Genomic DNA, 19,165 nt, shown 5'->3' with positions numbered 1-19,165 from the left:
CGGCCGGTGCTGCCGGCTCGGGGAACTTGGCGCCGCCGGCGTCGGCCATGTAGACCACCGCGCGGCCGAGCTCGTAGTCGGAATAATCGTCCGGCGTGGTGCCGGCGCGCGGCTGCATGGCGCCCTTGCCGTGCAGCACGGAATTCAGCAGGCCCTCGAAACCCTGGCCGATGCGCGGCGCCCAGTCGCCCGCGTTGCTGTACTTCGGCGCGCCCGCGGCCCCGGTGGCGTGGCACGCGGCGCACACTTCCTTGTAGACCTGCTCGCCCGTCTTGAAGACGCGCGGCGCGTTGGGATCCTTCAGTTCGAGAGAAGCGACCGGCTTGATGCGGTCATTGACGGCTTCGACGGTGGTGGAAGCGCCCGCGCCTTCCTTGGAGCCATGTCCGACGAAATTGACCAGCAGGATGATCACGATGATCGGCACCAGGAAGGCCGCGATCACCACTGCGATCAACTGCTTGGGGGTCTTGATGGGAGACTCGTGTTCTTCGTGCTCGTTTTGGACGTCGCTCATGCTGAACTCTCGATTTTGCAGGAAACCCGTAGCAGCTCGCGATCGGCTGCCTTGTCAGGCCGCTTGCCCGGTGACCGAACCTCCCGGCCAGTGGCGCGCATCGGACCGTTATCCATTCCCTGTCAGCCCTGAAGCGCGCCGGCAGGCGGAGCCAGCCTGCGCCGTCCCTGACTCCATGTGGACGCCGCGTAGCCCCGTTTTTACACAAATAACTGGCGATTATATCCGCAAAGACCTGCAGAATCGAGGCAAAAGCGGCTTGAGAGAAACGTAGCCGCGCCACCGAAAAGGCGCCGGCAATGGACGCTGCGAGGCAAACGCTGTATGCTATGCGACTTTCCGGCGGCGCCATTCGCGCGCTGCCAGCGTCATACCCTCCGCGCCCGTAGCTCAATGGATAGAGTACTGCCCTCCGAAGGCAGGGGTTGCTGGTTCGATCCCAGCCGGGCGCACCAATTATCACAACGGTTTCCCGCATTTTCCCGTTCTGCCCTGGCGCTCGGCGGCGGCTGAATTTCGGCCAGCTTCAGCGCTGCTTATTCACTGCGCCAAGTGACAGCTGCGCATGGCGTTGCGCCATCTCCATCGTTTTCCAGCCTCCTGATTCCCGGGGTACCTGCGGCGACTTGCCGCACCACACATGCGAGTTTGCGCAGATATGCCGCAGGTCATGCCAGCGCAACTTCGGCGATGCGGCGAAGGCGGTGGAGGTCTTCGCGCGCAGCGGGGTGAAACCGCCGCAGGACCGGCCGACATGCCCGGCATCAGCGATATTTTGCATAGGCAAAAAATCCTCGCGTGCTGGATTTGATGCCACTACAATAATTGCATGCGAATTGAATTCGACTCCGCCAAAGACGAGATCAACCGGGCCAAGCACGGCATGTCGCTGGCGGAGGCCGAATCATTCGAGATGGACACGGCCACGGTGCAGGACGATGATCGCTTCCCCTACGGCGAGGCGCGCTTTATCGCCACCGGCCTGATTGGCGAACGTGTTCATGTGCTGGTGTTCACGATGCGGGGCGAGGCGATGCGCGTCATCAGCCTGCGCAAAGCCAACCGCCGCGAGGTACTGAAATATGTCGACGAAGCGTAAGATCCACATCCCCGCCGATGACGAAGACCGCGCCCTGACCCGGGCCGCGGAGTCGGACCGGGACAACCCGCCGCTCACGGATGCGCAACTGGCGCGGATGCGCCCGGCGCGCGAGGCGCTGCCCGAGCTGGTCGGCGAGACGGCGGCCAAGGCGCTGCTCAAGCCACGCGGCCGGCCGGCATTGCCTGCGGACCAGCGCAAAGTGACGCTCAACATGCGGGCCGACCGCGATGTGGTGGAAGCCTTCAAGGCGACCGGCGACGGCTGGCAGACGCGCATCAACGATGCGCTGCGCGCCTACGCGAAGTCCCATCGGATGCTGCCGCGAGGCTGACTGGCCGCGTTCCTGCCGGCCGATTCCCGTAGCGGCGCCCCGGGCCGGCTGCATGCCTTCCCGGGCACCCGGGGGGCGAACCGTACCGTGCCCGGACTGGGCTTCCCCCGGCGTGAGGTCAAGACTCCGCCTTTCGACGAGGTTCCCGGCGCCCCCCACGCTACAACAACCCAGACAACCCCATCAGCGCCCGCCGCAGCGTTTCCTGATCCGGCGCCGCGTTGTGGCATACCCGCACCAGCGCGCCGCCCGTCATCGGTGTGCCTTCGAAGACGTCATAGGGGGTCACGCCGATGCCCGCGCTTTCGGCCGCCCGCGCGAAGGTCTGGCCGGTCCAGTGCGTGCCGACGCGCAGCCCGAAGTAGAACGCGCCCGGCCGGGTCACTACCGCGGAGGCGGGCAGGCATGACGCGACGATGGCTTGCCGGGCGTGGGTTTCGCGCCGTATCTCGTCGACGATGCGGTCCATGTTGTCAGCGGCAAGGACGTTCATCGCCACGGCGGCGTTCAGCGGCGATGCCATGAGCGTCGTGGCGCGCAGCGCGACGCCAAGCGCGCGCACGTGCTCGGCGGGCGCCGCGACGAAGCCGATGCGCAGGCCGGGGCCGACCAGCTTGGACAGGCCGGTGACGTACACCGTGCGCTCGGGCGCGTAGCTGGCCAGCGGCAGTTCGGGGTCGTTGGGCATCCAGCCATAGACGTCGTCCTCGACGATGACGATATCGCGCCGGCGGCAGACCTCGGCGATGTCCCGGCGGCGCGCCGCGCTCATGGTGGCGGTGGTAGGGTTGTGCAGCGTCGGGCAGCAGAACAGGACCCTGGCGCCGGAACGCTGGATGGCGGTGTCGAGCGCGTCGGGCAGCAGCCCTTCGGCATCCATGCGCACGCCGACGAGCGAGCGCCCCAGCATTGTCGCCGCGGACTTCAGCCCGTAGTAGGTCAGTTCTTCGGTGAGCACGATGTCGCCGGGGCGCGTGAGCGCGCCCAGCGAGAGCAGCAGTCCGTGCTGCGCGCCGCACGTGACGATGACGTTGTCCGCGGTCGCGAAGACGCCGCGCCTGTCGAGCCACGCGGCGGCGGCCGTCCGATGCTGCGCGTAACCCGCGTCGACCTGCGTGGCCAGCATGCGCTGCGCATCGTATGGCAGCAGCGTCGACAGCACCGCATGCGCGCCGGCCATGCCGGGCGCGTGCTCGGGGAAGTTGTGCGAGAGATCGATGAAGCCGTGCGGCTGCGAATGATCCCACAGCGACGCGGGCGCGTCGGTGGAGGAGGGCAGCGTGAGATAGGTGCCGCGCCCGACTTCGCCCTTGATGAATCCCATGCTGCGCAGCTCGTCGAAGGCGCGCGTCACGGTGCCGAGGTTCAGTCCGAGCAGCCGCGCGAATTCGCGCTGCGGCGGCAGGCGGTCGCCGGCCTTGAGGGCGCCCGTCGTCAGGGCATTGCGCACGCCTTGCGCGATCGCGAGGTAGCGCGGGCCGCGCGCGATGCCGATGGCCACCATCCACGGCGGCCGGTGTCCGGGAGCCGGCTTCGAATTGTACCAATCATTGTTCTGATCCATGCGAATCCTCCCAAAAAATCAGCACAAATCGCACTGATCTTGTGCGCACATTTTTTGTGTCACACACAATTTGTACGACATCAAGCTGCGATTTTAATACAAATTGTACTGATCCCCGGCTGGCACACGCGTTGCGATACAGGCTGTCGTTTCCAATCACGAAGCATGCCGATGTCCGATAGCCGAATTACCTGTCACATGATCGCCGGCGGGCCGACGCCGGTCGCCCCCTTCAGCCACGCCACCGAGAGCGACGGCCTGGTCTTCGTGACGGGCCAGATGCCCGACCGGCCGGGCGCGCCGGGCATCCTGCCCGAAGGCATCGAGGCGCAGACGCGCAACGTCATGGCCAACCTGCGCGTGGTGCTGGCCGGGCTGGGGCTGACCTTCGCGGACGTGCTCGTGGCGCGCGCCTACCTGACGCGCTTCAAGGAGGACTACGCGGCCTTCAACGAGACCTACCGGACCTTCTTCGAACCGGGGCGCCTGCCCGCGCGCACCTGTGTCGGCGTGACCGGGCTCGCATACGACGCCCTGGTGGAAATCGATTTCGTCTGCCGCCGCCCGGCGGCGGCGCTTTGACCCTGATCCCCGATCCCCGATCCCTGATGGCTGTTCAACTCTGATTGCAAGGAAAGACCATGACGTTCAAACATTGGCTCGCAGCGGCTGCCACGGCGTGCGCCGCACTGACTGTCGGAACCGGCGCCGCGCACGCGGCCACGCTGGAGCAGATCCAGGCGAAGGGCGTGATGACCGTCGCCACCGAAGACGACTACCGGCCTTTCGAGTACGTGGAGGACGGCAAGCCGCTCGGGCTCGATCACGCGCTGCTCGAACAACTGCGCAAGTCCGCGGGATTCAAGATCGAGCAGAACATCATGCCGTGGTCGGGCCTGCTCCCCGGCGTGACGACCGGCAAGTACGACGTCGCGCTGACCGCGGTCGTCGTCACCCCGGAGCGCGCCAAGAGCCTCGACTTCGCCATGCCGATCGCCGAAGCGACGCAGTACTACGTGGTGCGCGCGCAGGAAACCCGCATCAAGTCCGTGGCCGACCTGGCCGGCAAGACCGTGGGCGTGCAGGCCGGCGGCGGCTCGTTCGCCGCGCTCGACAATCTGCGCAAGCTGCTGGCGGCCAGCGGCGGCAGCCTGGGCAAGGTCGTGCAGTACGCCTCGTTCCCCGAGGCCTACCAGGACCTGGCCAATGGCCGGGTCGACTACGTCATCAACGGCGCGCCGAACCTGGCCAGCCTGATCAAGGAGCATCCGGACCGCTTCAAGCTGGGCTCCGCGGTGGGCACGCCCACCTACGCCGCATGGGCGGTCACCAAGGGCAACACCACGCTGCTGAACTATCTCAACCAGTTCCTCGCCAAGGCGCGCGCGGACGGCTCCCTGTACGCGCTGCAGCGCAAATGGCTCGGCATGACCTTCGAGTCGCTGCCGGTCTCGCCGCTGGCCGGGCAATAACGCGACATGCGGGCGACGTGCGGGCGGCATGCGAGTGGCATGCCGGTGACTCGCGCGGCCGCCGGCCGCGCCGCCCGGGCATGCCGAGGACGCCATGACGACGACATCCCTACTTACCTTGCTGCAGGGCGCCGGCACCACGCTGCTGCTGGCGCTCATCGCAATCGCCGCCGGCATCCCGCTGGGACTGATGCTGGCGCTGCTGCGGTGGCGCCGGCTGCCCGTCATCGACGGGCTGATTGCCGGCTACGTCAGCCTGATGCGTCCCACGCCGGTGGTGACGCTCTGCCTGCTGGTGTTCTTCCTGCTTCCCGCGGTCGGGCTGGAGCTGCCGCCGATGGCCGCGGCGGCGCTGACGCTGAGCTTGAACACCACCGCGTTCAACTGCGAGATCTGGCGCGCGGCGCTGGCCACGATTCCCCGTGACCAGCTCGAGGCGGCGGCGGCCTTCGGCTTCTCGCGCGGGCAGAGCTTCAGGCGCATCGTGCTGCCGCAGCTGTGGCGCGTGAGCCTGGGGCCGCTGGTGAGCGAGATGACCCTGCTGCTGAAGATCACGCCGGCCGTGTCCGTCATCGGCATCGTGGACATCACGCGCGCGGCCAGCCGCATCGGCGCCCAGACCTACGATCCGCTGCCGCCGTTCCTGGCGGCCACCGTGCTCTACACCGTGATCATCGCGCTCCTGGTGCAACTGCAGCGCGTGCTGGAGCGCCGCGTGGACCAACGTTACGGATATGCCGGCTCATGAATAGCCTGAACGCCATCTGGGAGACGCGCGACGTCTTCCTGTCGGGAGCCGGCGTATCGCTGCTGCTCGTGGGGCTGTGCCTGGCCATCAGCCTGCCGCTGGCCACGCTGGCGCACGTCGCGCTGCAGGAGAGCGCGGCCGGCTTCGCGCGCGCTGCGCGGCTGCTGCTCGACGTCATGCGGTGCGTGCCGTTCCTGCTGCTTGCCTACGTGGTCTATTACGGGCTGCCCGCGGTCGGAATCCGCCCGGAAGCATTCTGGGCGGGGCTGTCTTCGCTGGTGGTCTACCACACCGCCTACTTCATCGAGATCCTGCGCTCGGCCGCGCTCTGCGTTCCACAGGACACGCTGGTCGCGGCGGACGCGTTCGGCTTCCCGCGCTACAAGCGCTATACGCGCATCGTCTTTCCGCAACTGTTCGCGATCGCCGCGCCGGTCCTGGTCAACCAGTCGGTGATGGTCATCAAGGACAGCGCGCTGCTGATGATCATCACGGTGCAGGAAATCACCTTCGCGGCCAACTTCGTCAGCGCCAACTATTTCTCGCCCTTCGCCCCGTTCCTGTTCGCGATGCTGCTGTACTGGCTGATGTCGCTGCTGACCGACCGGCTGGTGGGCCGGCTGGGCAAACTCCGTATGAGGTGATTCATGGAAGACAGCGTACCCGCGGCCATCGCGGTGCGAGGATTGTGCAAGGACTACGACGGGGTCGAGATCCTGCGCGACATCAGTTTCGATGTGCCCAAGGGCACGACGACCTGCCTGCTGGGCCCGAGCGGCTCGGGCAAGTCCACGCTGCTGCGTTGCGTCAACTGGCTCGAAGTGCCGGGGCGCGGCACGATCCGCGTGGGCGGCGCGCCGATGGGGCGCACCGGCGAGGGGGCGGCGTCGCGGCCGCTGTCCCGCAAGGAACTGGCTGCCGCCCGCGGCCGCATCGGCACCGTGTTCCAGAACTTCGCGCTGTGGCCGCACATGACCGTGCTCGGCAACGTGATGGAGGCCCCGGTCCACGTGCACGGCCGGCCGCGCGCCGAGGTGCGGGCCGAGGCGCTGGCCTTGCTGGAGACGGTCGGCCTGGCCAGCAAGGCGGAGGCCTATCCGCATCAGCTGTCGGGCGGGCAGAAGCAGCGCGTCGCGATTGCCCGCGCGCTGGCCATCCGCCCCGAGGTGCTGCTGTTCGACGAGCCCACCAGCGCGCTCGATCCCGAAATGGTCGGCGAGGTGCTCGGCGTCATGCGCGACCTCGCCGCCCGGGGGCTGACCATGCTGGTGGTCACGCACGAAATGGGATTCGCGCGCGACGTGGCCAACGAGGTGATCTTTCTCGATGGCGGCAAGCTGGTGGAGACCGGGCGCCCCGATGATTTCTTCGGGCATCCGAAAACCGAGCGCGCGCAGAAATTCCTCGCGCGGTTCAATCGTTGAGCCCGCGGCGGGAATGACACCGGCGGCCGGCGCGGCCGGGCGCGCTTTCCGCTTTCCCCGCTTTCCCCGCTTTCAGCGCGGCCACCGCAGCGCCTCGAGCAGCGCCCGCGTTTGCTCGGGCACCGCCACCGGCCGGCCCGTTGCGCGATCCACGTAGACGTGGACGAAATGCCCCGCCGCGCAGACGCGCTCGTCCCCCTCGCGGAAGATGGCGACCTCGTAGCGCACGCTCGACGTGCCGATGCGGCTGACCCGGATCCCCACTTCCAGCGCGTCCGGAAACGCGATCGAGCGGAAGTACGCGCAGCCGGTCTCGGCCACCAGGCCGACGATCTTGTCCGCGTGGATGTCGAGCGCGCCGCCGTCGATCAGGTACTTGTTGACCGCCGTGTCGAAGTAGCTGTAGTAGGTCACGTTGTTGACGTGACCGTAGGCGTCGTTGTCCATCCAGCGGGTGGTGACGGGGGTGAGGCGCGGGAAATTCTCCCGGACTTCGTCGCGCATGGCGGTCTCTTCAGAAGGCGGCTTCGTACAGGCGCAGCGCGTCGTCGTGCGTGACGTCGCGCGGGTTGTTGACCAGCAGGCGCTGCTGCTTCATCGCGTCGCCGGCGAGTCGGGGCAGGGCGTCCCGGGGGATGCCGGCGGCGCGCAGCGACTGCGCGTAGGGCATCCCGGCGGTGATGTCGGTGATGGCCTGCACGAAGCGTTCGGCGGCTTCGGCGTCGGGCGCGGTGGCCAGCGCCGGCAGGATGGCGCGGCCCAGCGCGGCGTACTCGGCGGTGGCGTGGGAGAGGTTGAAGCGCAGGACCGCGGTGAGCATCAGCGAATTGCTCAGGCCGTGCGGCAGGTGATAGTGGCCGCCGAGCGGATAGGCCAGCGCGTGCACGGCGGCCACCGGCGCGTTGGCGAAGGCCATGCCGGCGAGCATGGAGCCCAGCAGCATGCGTTCGCGCGCGTCCGCGCCGGCGGCCTCTCCCGCCACCTCGCGCAGGTTGCCGTACAGCAGCTGCAGCGCCTTGACCGCGAGCGCGTCGGAGATGGCGTTCTTCTTGTGGCGGCTGGTGAACGCTTCGATCGCGTGCACCATCGCGTCGACGCCGGTCATGGCCGTGACCGCGGGCGGCACGCCGAGCGTGAGCAGGCTGTCGAGCACCGCGGCGTCGGGCAGCAGCAGCGGCGTGACCACGCCTTTCTTTTCCGAGGTGGGCGTGGTGACGATCGAGATCGGCGTGACTTCGGAGCCGGTGCCGGCCGTGGTCGGCACCTGGATCAGCGGCAGGCGCGGCCCGGCGGCGAGGCCGATGCCGTAGATCGCGCCGAGCTGCTGCGGCGTGCGCGCCAGCAGCGCCACCAGCTTGGCGGTGTCCATCGAGCTGCCGCCGCCGAAGCCGATCACCATGTCGGCGCCGGCGGCGCGCGCGGCCTCGGCCGCCTGCAGCACGACGGCCTCGGGCGGGTCGGCCTGCACGTCGGAGAAGACCGTGGCCTGGATGTCGGCGCGCCGCAGCGCGGCGAGCGGCCCGGTTGCGATGCCGGCGTCGAGCACGCCGCGGTCGGTGACGAAGAAGACGTGCTTCGCGCCGAACGATTGCGCGAGCTCGTGCAGGCGCAGGGCCGCGCCCTGCGCGCAGACGATCTGCGGCGCGGTCTGGAAGACAAAACTGCTCATGGGTCGACTCCGGATGCGGGATTGCGTGGCGTGGCGGCTCGGCTGCGCGTTCAGGCGCTCATGTACTGCGCGCCGCCGTCGGCATCGATGACGACGCCGCTCAGGTAGGAGGCGCGGTCCGAGGCCAGGTAGATCACCAGGTCGGCGATCTCCTCGGGCCGCGCGGCGCGCCCGAACGGCAGGTGCCCCAGCATTTCCTCCCAGCGCGATTCGTCGCCGAACTTCTGCAGCGCGCGCGCCTTGTAGAGCTTGACCAGCCGGTCGGTCTCGGTGGGCCCCGGGTTGACGCCGAGCACGCGCACGCCGCGCGTGGTGGCGTGCGCGCCGACCGCGCGCGTGAAGGTGGACAGCGCGGCATTGCCGGCCGCGCCGCACAGGTAGTCGTAGCGCGGCATTTCCGCCGCGATGCCGATCACGTTGACGATGACGCCCGCGCCGCGCGCCATCATTTCCGGCAGCGCCAGGCGCGTGGTGTCGATGTAGCCGTGCACCTTGAGGTCCCACGCGCTGCGCCACTGCTCGTCGCTCAGCGCGGTCAGCCCGCCGCCGGGAATGGCGCCGGCGTTGTTGACGAGGATGTCCAGGCCGCGCAGCCGTTCGGCCAGCGCCTGGCGCTCGTGCGCGCGCGACAGGTCGGCGCACAGCGCCTGCACTTCGATGCCCTCGCCGCGCAGCAAGAGCTGCGCCTTGTCGGCGGAGGCCTGCGTGCTGCCCGCGATGGTGACGTGCGCGCCTTCGCCGGCGAAGGCCCTGGCGCAGGCCAGCCCGATGCCGCGCGTGCCGCCGGTGACGAGCACCGATTTTCCGTTGAGATGCAGGTCCATTTCCGTTACTCCTGGCGCTCGCGGTCGACCGCCGCGATGAAGTCGAACACCACCCGGTTGAAGGCCTCGGGCTCCTCGAGATTGACCGCGTGCGTGGTGCGCGGCACGATCCACAGGCGCGCGTCGGGAATCGTGCGCTTCATGAACAGGGACGGCGCGATGCACGGCTCGTCGTCGTCGCCGGTGACGATCAGCGTGGGAACGTCGAGCTGCGCCATGCGCTCGCCGAGCTCGTAGATGGTGGGCCGGCGCATCTGGCAGCCGCGCGTGGTCAGCGACGAGCCCAGCGCCGAATGCTCGGCGAACTGGCGGTTGAAGCTGGCGAAGCCGCGCGGGTCCTTCTCCTTGAAGCGGCGCCGGATGGTGCTGTTGGCGTAGTGCACGATGCCTTCTTCCATGCCCAGGCCGACCAGCCGCTCGGCCAGCTCGCCGCTGTCGCGCAGGAACTGCGCGTGGCGCTCGGGATCGGAGCCGTGGCCGGCGCCGACGATGGTGAGCGAGCGCGCCATGCCGGGATGGGTCAGGCCGAAATTGAGCGTCGCGTAGCCGCCCATCGACACGCCGACGATGTGCGCGTTCTCCACGCCGGCCCAGCGCAGCACGCTGGCGATGTCCTCGACCGCGAGCGCCTGGCTGTATTGCGCCACGTCACCGGGCACCTCGGACGGCGGATAGCCGCGCGCGTTGAACGTGACGCAGCGGAAGTGCCGGCCGAAGAAGCGGACCTGGTCGTCCCAGTTGCGGTAGTCGCCGGCGAACTCGTGGACGAAGACGATCGGCGTGCCGGTGCCGGTGGACTCGACGTAGAGCCTGGCGCCGCTGGATTGTGCAAACTGCATGATGGCCTCGATGTAAGGGCCGGCGTCAGCGCGCCGCGCGCTGCTCGCCCGCCGAATAGATGTTGACACCCTTGCTTTCCCGCACGAACACCGCGCAGATGACGAAGCATGCCACGGCCAGCGCAACCGGGTACCAGAGGCCCGCGTAGATGTCGCCGACCGCGGCGGAAATCGCGAAGGTGGTGGCCGGCAGGAAGCCGCCGAACCAGCCGATGCCGATGTGGTACGGCAGCGACATCGCGGTGTAGCGGATGCGCGACGGGAACAGCTCCACCAGCATCGCCGCGATCGGGCCGTAGGTCATGGTGCCGAACAGCATCAGCGTGATCAGCACCAGCACCGTCATCGGCTTGTTGATCTGGGCCGGGTCGGCCGGGCCGACGTGGTAGCCGTTCGCGCTGAGCGCCGCGCCGACCGCGGCGTTGAGCGCCTTGGTGCGGGCCGCGGCGTCCGGGCCGCCGCCCTCGAAGCTCTCGATGGTGGTGCGGCCCACCACGATGCGCGCGGGCTGCCCGGCCGGCAGCGTCTCGGACATGTAGTTGAGCCCGGCCTTGGCGATGGCGGCGCGGGCGATGTCGCACGAGCTCTTGAACTCCGAGGTGCCAGCCGGGTTGAACTGGAAGCTGCATTGCGCCGGGTCGGCCTGCACCGCGATCGGCGCCGACTGCTGCGAGCGCTCCAGCGCCGGGTTGGCGTAGTGGGTCAGCGCCTTGAACAGCGGGAAGAAGAACAGCGCCGCCAGCAGGCAGCCGGCCAGGAACACCGGCTTGCGCCCGATGTGGTCCGACAGCTTGCCGAAGATCACGTAGAACGGCGTGGTCACGATGGTGGCGACGATGATGAGCAGGTTGGCGGTGCCGCCGTCCACCTTCAGCGTCTGGGTGAGGAAGAACATGGTGTAGAACTGGCTGGCGTACCAGACCACCGCCTGCCCCATGACGATGCCGAACAGCGCCAGCAGCACCAGCCGCAGGTTGCGCCACTGCCCGAACGCCTCGGAGATCGGCGCCTTGGAGGTGGTGCCTTCGCGCTTCATGTGCTCGAACTCCGGCGACTCGTGCAGCTTCATGCGGATGCGCAGCGACACCAGCAACAGCAGCAGCGAGACCAGGAACGGCACGCGCCAGCCCCACGCCGTGAAGCTTTCCTCGCCGAGGAAATAGCGCGTGGGCAGGATGACGGCCAGCGACAGCAGCAGGCCCAGCGCGGCGGTGGCCTGGATCCACGCGGTCTTGCCGCCGCGCTCGTGGTTGCCCGCGTGCTCGGCCACGTACACCACGGCGCCGCCGTACTCGCCGCCGAGCGCCAGGCCCTGCAGCATGCGCATGGCGACGAACAGGATCGGCGCAGCGATGCCGATGCTGCCGTAGCCCGGCAGCAGCCCGATGGCGAAGGTGGCCACGCCCATCAGCGCGATGGTCATCATGAAGGTGTACTTGCGCCCGACGAGGTCGCCGACGCGCCCGAACACCAGCGCGCCGAACGGGCGCACCGCGAAGCCCGCGGCGAAGCTCAGCAGCGTGAAGATGAACGCCGCGGTCGGGTTGACGCCGGAAAAGATGTTGGCCGAGATCTGCACCGCGAGGGAGCCGGCCAGGAAGAAGTCGTACCACTCGAACATGGTCCCGAGGGACGAGGCCAGGATCACGCGCCGCTGCGAGCCTCCCGGGGCGAGCAGGGGCGGCGCCGCGGCGAGGGCGCTATCCAGTCTTGCAGTCATCGTTTGTCTCCGTCGAATATCGGCCGGCCGCGCGCTCGCGCCGGGCGTCGCCTCTTTGGCAAGGCTCCCTTTTTGTGGCATCAAGTATAGGGAGGACTTCAATCGAGTAAAAATATTGAATCGGTATTGCTCCATCGCTTATTCTTATCGAATGCCCCGCCGCCGGCGGGCGCGGCGGCGGATCGGGAGGGCAAGCGCGGGATGGAATTCAAGCAGTTGAAATACTTCGTCAAGATCGCCGAGCTGGGCAACATGACGCGCGCCTCCGAGGTGCTGTGCATCGCCCAGCCCGCGCTGAGCCAGCAGATCGCCAACCTGGAGGCGGAGTTCGGCACGCGGCTGCTCGACCGCGGCGTCTACGGCGCGCGCCTGACCAGCCCCGGCGAAGTGCTGTACGGCTACGCCAAGTCGCTGCTGCGGCAGCAGGAAGACGTGCGTCAGGCGGTGTCGCAGGAGGCGCTGCATCCGACCGGCCGCACCGCCATCGGCATTCCCGGCAGCACCGGCAAGATGCTGGCCGAGCCGCTGCTGCGCGAGATCCTCGCCAACGGCGCGATCCTGCTGGAGATCGTGGAGCGGCCCAGCGCGGAGCTGGTCGACCTCGTCGCCGCCGGCAAGCTGGACATCGCCGTCACCGTGGACGCCCAGCCCCGGCGCGGCGCGCAGATCACGCCGCTGTTCACCGAGGCGCTCTACGCCGTGCTGCCGCAGGCCGCCGCCGGCGAGCGGCAGGCGCTCAAGCTCCGGGAGCTCGCCGACAGCCCGCTGATCCTGCCGAGCGCGCCGAGCACGATCCGCCAGCGCGTGGACGCCGCGCTGCTGCAGAAGCGCCTGAAGTACCGCCTGGTCAGCGAGATCAGCGCCACCGACATGCTGATCCGCCTGGTCGCGGCCGACCTGGGATGGACCGTGCTGCCGTGGTCGGCGCTCTCGGACGAGGTGTCGCGCCAGACGCGCATCGCCACGCTGCCGATCTCCGGCTACCGGCTGGACCGCGAGATCTCGCTGTGCGTGTCGGACGTGCTGCCGCTGAGCCGCGCGGCCGAGGTGGTGCGCGCCACCGTGATCGCCATCGTGGGCCGGCTGCTGGCCTCGGGTGCGTGGAAGGGCACGCAGGCGCTGCCGGGCTCGCCGCTGACGGCGCGTCCGCCGGCACCGCGCTCATCGGCGGCGGATGCGCCGGCAGCGGATTCGCCGGCGGCGCATCCATCGTAATTTCCTATCGACCCATCCACATTCCATATTTTTTTGCGAGCGACGGCGTTCTTATACTGGTGCGTACCAGAGGCCGCCGGCATCCGTGCCCGAGCCGGCCATCGCAAATGAACGAGGAAGGTGGAGATGAACGAAGCGAACCACGCGCACGCGGCGGACCACGCCGGCGAGGCATTCGAGCAGCCGCTGCGGGGCGTCAAGGTCCTTGAGCTGTCCCAGATCATGGCGGGGCCGACCTGCGGGCTGATGCTGGCGGACATGGGCGCCGAGGTCTACAAGGTCGAGAAATTCCCGGGCGGCGACGACGCGCGCAACTACCGCCGCGAAGGCGACAGCGGCCTGCCGCCCTCGTTCATGATGCTCAACCGCGGCAAGCGCTCGATCGGCATCAACGTCAAGTCCGAGCAAGGCAAGGCCGCGCTGCTGCGCATGGTGGCGCAGGCCGACGTGCTCACCGAGAACTTCCGGCTGGGCGTGATGGAGCGCCTCGGGCTCGGCTACGAGGTGCTGCGCGAAGTGAATCCGGCGCTGATCTACTGCTCCATCACCGGCTACGGCCGCGAGGGCCCGCTCGCCAAGAAGGGCGGCTTCGACCTGATCCTGCAGGCGTTCAGCGGCCTCATCAGCGTCACCGGCGAGGACGGCGGCGAGCCGGTCAAGCCCGGCGTCTCCATCGCCGACGTCAACGCCGGCGTGCTGGCGGCGGTCGGCATCCTCGCCGCCTACATCCACCGCCTGCGCACCGGCAAGGGCCAGCGCGTGGACACCTCGCTGCTGCAGGCGTCGATGCAGCAGCTCTACTGGTACGCCGCCGGCTATTTCTCGCGCGGCATCGTCCCCAAGCCGTCGGGCACCGCGCATCCGCTGATCGCGCCGTACCAGGTCTACCGCTGCCAGGACGGGCGCGTGGCCATCGGCGGCGCCAACCAGGCCAACTGGGAGCGCATCGCCGACATCCTCGGCCACCCCGAATGGAAGGACGACGCGCGCTTCGACACGCCCGACCTGCGCCTGGCCAACCGCAAGACGCTCGCCACGCTGATCGAGGCCGTGCTCGCCACCGGGACGCTCGCCACCTGGCTCGAGCGCTTCGACGCCGCCGCCATTCCCGCCGGTCCGGTGCAGGACGTCGGGCAGGCGCTCGAGCACGAGCAGTCGCGCGCGGTGCGCATGGTGGTGGACGTGGACGCGCCCGATGGCGGCACCACGCGCGCGCTCGGCCTGCCGATCCTGTTCAACGGCACCACGAACATCGCCGCCGGCGCGCCGCCGCGCGTGGGCCAGGACACCGCGGCGGTGCTGCGCGACTTCCATTTCTCCGACGCGGAGATCGCGCGGCTGGTGGCCAGCGGCGCGGTGTTCCAGGCAGGCGAGCCCGCCCCCGCCGGCGCGCCCTCGCCGGCCGAGGCGGCAGCCCTTTGACGACGACGGAGACCAGCATGCACACCGCAACCGCAACCGCAACTGCCGCCCCGCGCGCCGCCGAACTGCCGCGGCCCCATCCGCACCTCCGGCTGACGATCGAGGACGGCCTCGCCATCGTCGCCATCGATCGCGCCGAGAAGCGCAACTCGCTCACGCTGGCGATGTGGCGCGCGCTCGGCCGCGCCATGACCGGACTCGACGCGCGCGACGACGTGCGCGTGATCGCGCTGACCGGCACCGGCGCCAGCTTCTGCGCCGGCGCCGACATCGCCGAGTTCGCCACCGTGCGCGCCAACGAGCATCAGGTGGCCGACTACGAGCAGGCCGTGGACGGTTGCTGCGACGCCATCGAGGCGGTATCGAAGCCGACCATCGCCGCCATCAACGGCTTCTGCATGGGCGGCGCCGTCAACGTGGCGATGGCGTGCGATTTCCGCCACGCGGTGCCCGCCGCGCAGTTCGCGATTCCCGCGGCGCGCCTGTCCATCGTCTACGGCATCAAGGGCACGCGCCGCCTGTTCCACCTGGTCGGGCTGGCCAACGCCAAGCACATCCTGTTCTCGGGCGAGCGGCTCGACGCCGCCGACGCCTACCGCATCGGCCTCGTCGACGCCATCGCCGGAGACGCCCTCGCCAGCACCCGGCAGGCCGCCGCGGTGCTGGCCGACAACGCGCCGCTGTCGATCAGCGGCGCCAAGGCGATCCTCAACAGCCTGGCCTCGGGCGACGGCCCGATGACGGACGCCGCCGTGCAGGCGCTGGTCGACGGCGCCGCGGCGAGCGAGGACTACGCGCAAGGGCGGCAGGCCTTTGCCGAGAAGCGGCGGCCCGCGTTCCGCGGGCGCTAGACGTGCCGCCCGCGCGTTCGCCTGCGTGGCGGCGCGCGGCGACATGCGGTGACGCGCGCGGGCATGAGCCGCCCGCGCGTTCGCGGTACGCGCTGCCCGAGGCGGCGCATCGCAAGACATAAAAACCAAGAGGAGACATCATGCTTTGCCACACAAGCCGGCTGCTTGCCGCCGCCGCATTCAGCATCGCCGGCGTCGCCGGCACCGCGGCGGCCCAGGACGCCTATCCGTCCCGGCCGCTGCGCATCGTCATCGGCTTTCCGCCCGGCGGCGCGGCCGACACCATCGCGCGCATCTACGGCGACGCGCTCGCCAAGGAGCTGAAGCAGCCCGTGCTGATCGACAACCGCCCGGGCGCCGGCACCACCATCGCCGCCGACTTCGCGGCCAAGTCGCCGCCCGACGGCTACACGCTGTACATCGGCGGCGCCAGCCTGATGGGCGGCGACAACGCGCTGTACAAGAAGCTGCGCTACACGCCGGCGGACTTCATCCCGGTCACGCAGCTGACCACCGCGCCGCTGCTGCTGGTGGCGGGCAAGACCGCGGGCATCCGCAACGTCGCCGAGCTCGTGCAGAAGGCGAAGCAGCAGCCGGGCTCGCTGAACTACTCGTCGTCCGGCAACGGCGTCATCACGCACCTCGCCGGCGTGCACTTCACCCGGCTCGCCGGCGTCACCATGACCCACGTCCCGTACAAGGGCGGCGCGCAGTCCGCGCAGGCGGTGGCCGCCGGCGACGCGCAGGTCAGCTTCGCCACGCCGGCCTCGGTGCAGCCGATGATCGATGCCGGCAAGGTGGTGCCGCTCGCCGTCACCTCGGCGAAGCGCTCGGCGGTGATGCCGAGCTACCCGACCATCGCCGAAGCCGGCGTGCCCGGCTACAGCCTCTCCAACTGGTACGGCCTGTTCGCGCCGGCCGGCACGCCGCAGGCCGTCGTGGACCGCCTGTTCGCCGCCTCGGCCAGGGTGCTGATCGAGCCCGCGCTGCAAAAGCAGCTGGCCGGCCGCGGCGAGGAAGCCGCGCCCTCGCGCTCCCCGGCCGAGTTCAAGGCGTTCGCCGCGCACGAAGGCAAGCTCGACGTCGAGCTGATCGCGCAGAGCGGGGCGAAGATCGACTGAGACCGGGTGCGGGCCGGGGCTGCGCCGTCAGCCCCGCTCGCCCTCCAGCCGCGCCACCGCGCGCCGCACCGCGGTGGCGAAGAACCGCACCGGCGTGGCGCGCTGCGCGCCGCGCTTCCACAGCAGGCCCGGCGTGCGGTGCGGCGTGGGGCTTTCCAGCGGGATGAAGCGCAGGCGCTCGTTGCCGGAGTCGGCGCTTTCGCCGATCACGGCGGCGAGGTCGGTCTGCCGCACCAGTTCCAGCATCGGCGCGATCGAGTTGAGCTCGGCGATGACCAGCGGCTCGGCCCCGGCCGCGCGAAAGCACTCGTCGAGCAGTTGCCGCGTGGCGAAATACGCCGGCAGCAGCACCATGCGCATGCCGTGCAGCTCCACCATGCGCGCGCGCCGGCGGCCCGCCAGCGGGTGGCGCTCGCCGACCACCAGCTTCAGTTCCTCGTTGTACAGCGGCTCGAACCATAGCGCCTCGCTCTGCTCGGGCCGGTACGACACGCCCAGGTCCAGCTCGCCGGCGACGATGCGCCGCGTGATGTCGGCGGCGCTGAGCTCCTCCACGATGACGCGCACGGCCGGATAGCGGTTCAGAAACGACGCCACGCACTGCGGGATGAGCTGGATGTTGAAGCTGTGCGTGGCGCCGATGCGGACCTCGCCCACCAGCGGCTCCTCGCCGCCGCGCACGGCGTGGATGGCATGGTCCACCTGCCGCAGCGCCGGGCCGATGTGGAGCAGCAGCGTCTCGCCGGCCTCGGTGATCGACACGCGCTTGCCGGCGCGGTCGAACAGCGGCTGGCCCACTTCTTCTTCCAGCTGCCGGATCTGGTGCGACAGCGTCGACTGCGTAACGTGCATGCGCTCGGCCGCGCGCGTGAAATTGAGCGTCTCGGCGAGCGCCTCGAAGTAGCGCAGGTGTCGGAGTTCCACGGCATTCCACCATCAGTGCGGGACATGCGCCGCATTCTACATAGATGCCATCGATCATTTGGATCGATATTCATCATTTCCATCTGTGACGCGCCGCCCATAGACTGCCCATACACGACACGAGGCCCGGCCACGCGCCCGGCCCATTCCAGCTACGGAGACAGCGCAACCATGAAGATCGGCAAGGAAACCATCCCGCAGACCGGCATCAGCACGTCCAACACCGAGACCATCGTGGTGCGCGGCGCGGACCTGTGCCAGGACCTGATCGGCAAGCTCAGCTTCACCGAATACTTCTACTTCCTCGTCACCGGCCGCCGGCCCGGCGCGGCCGCGCTCAAGGTGGTCGACGCCACGCTGGTGGCCATCGCCGAGCATGGCCTGGTGCCGAGCGTGCAGGCCAGCCGCATGACGCTGGCGGCCGCGCCCGACGCGCTGCAGGGCGCGGTGGCGGCGGGCATCCTCGGCTGCGGCTCGGTCATCCTCGGCGCGTCCGAGAGCGCCGGCCACCTGCTCGAGGAAGTGCGCGCGCGCATCGCCGGCGGGGAGGCGAAGGCGCAGGCCGCCGCCGCGGTGGTGTCGGCCTGGCGCGAGGCGCGCCGCGCGATTCCCGGCTACGGCCATCCGCTGCACAAGGCGCGCGACCCGCGCGTGGCGGCGCTGTTCGCGGTGGCGCGCGAGGCCGGCGCGGACCTGACCTACATCGACATCGCCGAGGCGGTCGAGGCGGCGATCCCGGGCATCGTCGGCAAGGACCTGAGCCTCAACGTCTCGGCGGCGATTCCCGCCGTGCTGCTCGGCGTGGGCTTCCCGCTCAACGCGCTCAAGGGCGTGCCGATCCTGGCGCGCACCGGCGGGCTGATCGCCCATCTCAGCGAGGAGCTGCGCCAGTCGATCGGCTTCGCGCTGTCGTACCAGGCCACGCGCGAGGTGGTCTACACGGGCGCCGCGCCGGCGGGTTTCGATCCGCGCGCGTGAACGCGCACATGCAGCGGCACATCAGCGTGAGCAAGGAGCATCCATGATCAAGGTTCTGCAGGGCGTGAAAGTCCTGGAGCAAGGCACGTTCATCACCGGGCCCGCCGCCGGCATGCTGCTGGGCGACCTCGGCGCCGACGTCATCAAGCTGGAGCAGCCGGACACGGGCGACCCGTTCCGCGCGTTCAAGGGCGGCCTGTACAGCCCGCATTTCCAGACCTACAACCGCAACAAGCGCAGCATCACGCTCAACACCAAGAACGCCGAGGACCTGGCCGTGTTCGACGACCTCGTGCGCGAGGCCGACGTCTACATCCAGAACTTCCGCCCCGGCGCGGCCGAGCGCCTGGGCGCCGGCGAGGAACGGCTGCGCGCGCTCAACCCGCGCCTGATCTACTGCGCCATCAGCGGCTTCGGCGCGACCGGCCCGGCCGCCGCGCGCCC

Annotated in this window: 22 protein-coding genes and 1 tRNA gene; 14 read left to right on the top strand and 9 right to left on the bottom strand. The window is 69.5% G+C overall.

The features are described 5' to 3' along the window. The coding region (locus K206_RS0100400) for a cytochrome c5 family protein (protein ID WP_020200426.1) at positions 1–517 on the bottom strand (517 nt) is incomplete at its 3' end. A gap of 379 nt (positions 518–896) precedes the next feature. On the opposite strand from K206_RS0100400, the gene K206_RS0100395 reads away from it, so the two are divergent. Beyond that, a tRNA-Arg gene (locus K206_RS0100395) sits at positions 897–972 on the top strand. A gap of 71 nt (positions 973–1,043) precedes the next feature. Here K206_RS0100395 and K206_RS42495 read toward each other — a convergent pair. Further along, positions 1,044–1,298, bottom strand: coding sequence for a hypothetical protein (locus K206_RS42495; RefSeq protein ID WP_155887892.1), 255 nt, complete (start codon positions 1,296–1,298; stop codon positions 1,044–1,046). A 48-nt stretch (positions 1,299–1,346) separates the two neighbouring features. On the opposite strand from K206_RS42495, the gene K206_RS0100390 reads away from it, so the two are divergent. Both K206_RS0100390 and K206_RS0100385 read left to right on the top strand, forming a co-directional pair. Beyond that, complete coding sequence (locus K206_RS0100390; RefSeq protein ID WP_020200425.1) at positions 1,347–1,616, top strand: BrnT family toxin; 270 nt, start codon at positions 1,347–1,349, stop codon at positions 1,614–1,616. Continuing rightward, on the top strand, positions 1,600–1,950 hold the full coding sequence (locus K206_RS0100385) for a BrnA antitoxin family protein (RefSeq protein WP_020200424.1): 351 nt from the start codon (positions 1,600–1,602) through the stop codon (positions 1,948–1,950). The genes K206_RS0100390 and K206_RS0100385 overlap by 17 nt, the downstream gene beginning before the upstream one ends. Before the next feature lie 160 nt (positions 1,951–2,110). Here the strand turns inward: K206_RS0100385 and K206_RS37230 are convergent, their stop codons facing one another. Next, positions 2,111–3,514: a PLP-dependent aminotransferase family protein gene (locus K206_RS37230; RefSeq protein WP_231401515.1), complete on the bottom strand. Its 1,404-nt coding sequence runs from the start codon at positions 3,512–3,514 to the stop codon at positions 2,111–2,113. Between the two features lie 171 nt (positions 3,515–3,685). Here K206_RS37230 and K206_RS0100375 point away from each other — a divergent pair, with 171 nt between their 5' ends. From K206_RS0100375 to K206_RS0100355, 5 genes are all read left to right on the top strand, one after another. Further along, entirely contained in the window at positions 3,686–4,096 is a 411-nt protein-coding gene (locus K206_RS0100375) for a RidA family protein (RefSeq protein WP_043364924.1), read from the top strand. Positions 4,097–4,155: 59 nt separating this feature from the next. After that, on the top strand, positions 4,156–4,986 hold the full coding sequence (locus tag K206_RS0100370; RefSeq protein ID WP_020200422.1) for a transporter substrate-binding domain-containing protein: 831 nt from the start codon (positions 4,156–4,158) through the stop codon (positions 4,984–4,986). Positions 4,987–5,080: 94 nt separating this feature from the next. After that, positions 5,081–5,734, top strand: a complete 654-nt coding sequence (locus tag K206_RS0100365; protein WP_029043054.1) for an amino acid ABC transporter permease — start codon at positions 5,081–5,083, stop codon at positions 5,732–5,734. Next, positions 5,731–6,378 carry an amino acid ABC transporter permease gene (locus tag K206_RS0100360; RefSeq protein WP_020200420.1) on the top strand — a complete coding sequence of 216 codons (648 nt, stop codon included), beginning with the start codon at positions 5,731–5,733 and terminating at the stop codon, positions 6,376–6,378. Before K206_RS0100365 ends, K206_RS0100360 begins: the two co-directional genes overlap by 4 nt. Before the next feature lie 3 nt (positions 6,379–6,381). Then, on the top strand, positions 6,382–7,158 hold the full coding sequence (locus tag K206_RS0100355; RefSeq protein WP_029043053.1) for an amino acid ABC transporter ATP-binding protein: 777 nt from the start codon (positions 6,382–6,384) through the stop codon (positions 7,156–7,158). Positions 7,159–7,230: 72 nt separating this feature from the next. On the opposite strand, the gene K206_RS0100350 is transcribed toward K206_RS0100355, so the two are convergent. From K206_RS0100350 to K206_RS0100330, 5 genes are read right to left on the bottom strand one after another with little or no spacing between them, the layout of a single operon-like run. Further along, a complete protein-coding gene (locus K206_RS0100350) occupies positions 7,231–7,662 on the bottom strand; it encodes a thioesterase family protein (RefSeq protein ID WP_020200418.1) in 432 nt (143 codons plus the stop codon). Between the two features lie 10 nt (positions 7,663–7,672). Then, a complete protein-coding gene (locus K206_RS0100345; RefSeq protein ID WP_020200417.1) occupies positions 7,673–8,827 on the bottom strand; it encodes an iron-containing alcohol dehydrogenase in 1,155 nt (384 codons plus the stop codon). Between the two features lie 50 nt (positions 8,828–8,877). Then, positions 8,878–9,651 (bottom strand): short-chain dehydrogenase/reductase, encoded by a 774-nt coding sequence (locus tag K206_RS0100340; protein WP_020200416.1) that lies wholly within the window; start codon positions 9,649–9,651, stop codon positions 8,878–8,880. 5 nt (positions 9,652–9,656) lie between these two features. Beyond that, positions 9,657–10,490: an alpha/beta fold hydrolase gene (locus tag K206_RS0100335; RefSeq protein WP_020200415.1), complete on the bottom strand. Its 834-nt coding sequence runs from the start codon at positions 10,488–10,490 to the stop codon at positions 9,657–9,659. 25 nt (positions 10,491–10,515) lie between these two features. Then, entirely contained in the window at positions 10,516–12,210 is a 1,695-nt protein-coding gene (locus tag K206_RS0100330) for an MFS transporter (protein WP_052165761.1), read from the bottom strand. Positions 12,211–12,411: 201 nt separating this feature from the next. On the opposite strand from K206_RS0100330, the gene K206_RS0100325 reads away from it, so the two are divergent. From K206_RS0100325 to K206_RS0100310, 4 genes are all read left to right on the top strand, one after another. Continuing rightward, positions 12,412–13,425, top strand: coding sequence for a LysR substrate-binding domain-containing protein (locus K206_RS0100325; protein ID WP_020200413.1), 1,014 nt, complete (start codon positions 12,412–12,414; stop codon positions 13,423–13,425). Positions 13,426–13,551: 126 nt separating this feature from the next. Next, positions 13,552–14,847, top strand: a complete 1,296-nt coding sequence (locus K206_RS0100320; RefSeq protein ID WP_020200412.1) for a CaiB/BaiF CoA-transferase family protein — start codon at positions 13,552–13,554, stop codon at positions 14,845–14,847. Positions 14,848–14,864: 17 nt separating this feature from the next. Next, complete coding sequence (locus K206_RS0100315) at positions 14,865–15,698, top strand: enoyl-CoA hydratase-related protein (protein ID WP_020200411.1); 834 nt, start codon at positions 14,865–14,867, stop codon at positions 15,696–15,698. A gap of 140 nt (positions 15,699–15,838) precedes the next feature. Continuing rightward, entirely contained in the window at positions 15,839–16,819 is a 981-nt protein-coding gene (locus K206_RS0100310) for a tripartite tricarboxylate transporter substrate binding protein (RefSeq protein WP_020200410.1), read from the top strand. Positions 16,820–16,846: 27 nt separating this feature from the next. Here the strand turns inward: K206_RS0100310 and K206_RS0100305 are convergent, their stop codons facing one another. Next, positions 16,847–17,743 (bottom strand): LysR substrate-binding domain-containing protein, encoded by an 897-nt coding sequence (locus K206_RS0100305; RefSeq protein WP_020200409.1) that lies wholly within the window; start codon positions 17,741–17,743, stop codon positions 16,847–16,849. Positions 17,744–17,914: 171 nt separating this feature from the next. On the opposite strand from K206_RS0100305, the gene K206_RS0100300 reads away from it, so the two are divergent. Next, positions 17,915–18,721, top strand: coding sequence for a citryl-CoA lyase (locus K206_RS0100300; protein WP_020200408.1), 807 nt, complete (start codon positions 17,915–17,917; stop codon positions 18,719–18,721). A gap of 43 nt (positions 18,722–18,764) precedes the next feature. Continuing rightward, positions 18,765–19,165, top strand: a 401-nt coding sequence (locus K206_RS0100295; RefSeq protein WP_020200407.1) for a CoA transferase, incomplete at its 3' end; no start/stop codon positions are given.

This window comes from Cupriavidus sp. WS (genome assembly GCF_000395345.1).
GTDB classification, from domain to species: Bacteria; Pseudomonadota; Gammaproteobacteria; order Burkholderiales; family Burkholderiaceae; genus Cupriavidus; species Cupriavidus basilensis_B.
The sequence above is the reverse complement of the archived record's forward strand: the minus strand, read 5'-3'. Positions and strand labels throughout refer to the sequence as shown.